The organism is Amycolatopsis deserti (genome assembly GCF_014653945.1).
Classification (GTDB): domain Bacteria; phylum Actinomycetota; class Actinomycetes; order Mycobacteriales; family Pseudonocardiaceae; genus Amycolatopsis_E; species Amycolatopsis_E deserti.
On sequence record NZ_BNAU01000023.1, the window covers coordinates 1 to 944 of the forward strand.

A 944-nucleotide genomic window follows, 5' to 3' on the forward strand; every position below is an offset into this window, starting at 1 on the left:
GCGCAACAGGCGGGTGCTGGCGTTGCGGCGCCGGCGTGGGTGACCAGGGAGCCGACGCGACGAGCGCGGCCGCGATTCCGATCGCGGTGAGCGCTACCGTGCTCGCGGCCACCGGGTGTTCCCGCACGGGGTTCGGCACGAGGTACAGGCGCCGGCCCGGCGTCGGTCCGCCGTCGTCCGGCGGCCCGTCTCTGAGGATGGCCTGGATCTGTTCCCGCGCATCGAGGCGCTGATGTAGGCGCCGGATGCTGTAGATGGTGTAGCTCACACCGCCGGTGAGCAGTAGGAGCATTACCCCAATCGCGATGTCTAGCACCCATTCCAACTATGTCGCTCATGGACGCTGTACAACCTTCCGTAATTGCCCTGTTACCCAACGGGTGATGATCAACCCGATTGGCGGATCGGTGAGGCCGGCCTTCCGCCCTTGTCGTAAGCCTGCTCGCGCAACGCGAAGATGATCTTCCATTTGGACTCTTCGCGCTCCCCCTTGACAGCCATGATCTGCCGCTCCGTCTCCGTCTTCAGCTCGCGTTCATAGAGGTCGGGCGGGTACGTCGGCTCCGGCCGCTCGGCAACCGTCGGAGGAGGGGGGTTGCCTTCGAGGATCGCCCGCGGGGTGTCCTCATCCCAGTTGGGAAGAGCGCGCGCGATGGCGCGCAGAACAACACCTCCAACCCCCGCCTCGCCGTTCTCGACGGCGTCGAGACTGCGGGGGCTGATTTTGGCGGCGCGAGCGAAGCTGGGGCGGAACTTGTGCCCGGCCGCCTCTCTGGCGTTGGTGACAGCCTCGCCGAGGTTGTCCCGTGCTTCCTGTGAGTAGTCAGCGGTGCGGAGTCGTCGTGGGCTCATTCGCGCATGATCCCGCAGACCTCCGCAGACCGCTACCCGCCGTGGCCTGTGTCTTCTGCGGCGCTGTTCGTCCTTGTTCCGGTCCAGGGTGC

The 944-nt window shown here is 66.5% G+C and carries 2 protein-coding genes; both read right to left on the reverse strand.

Going from position 1 to position 944, the window contains the following annotated elements; genetic code table 11:
* A partial coding sequence (locus IE290_RS37560) for a hypothetical protein (RefSeq protein WP_191249513.1) occupies window positions 1–292 on the reverse strand: 292 nt, incomplete at its 3' end.
* Between the two features lie 95 nt (window positions 293–387).
* Window positions 388–944, reverse strand: a 557-nt coding sequence (locus IE290_RS37565; RefSeq protein ID WP_229874947.1) for a helix-turn-helix domain-containing protein, incomplete at its 5' end; no start/stop codon positions are given.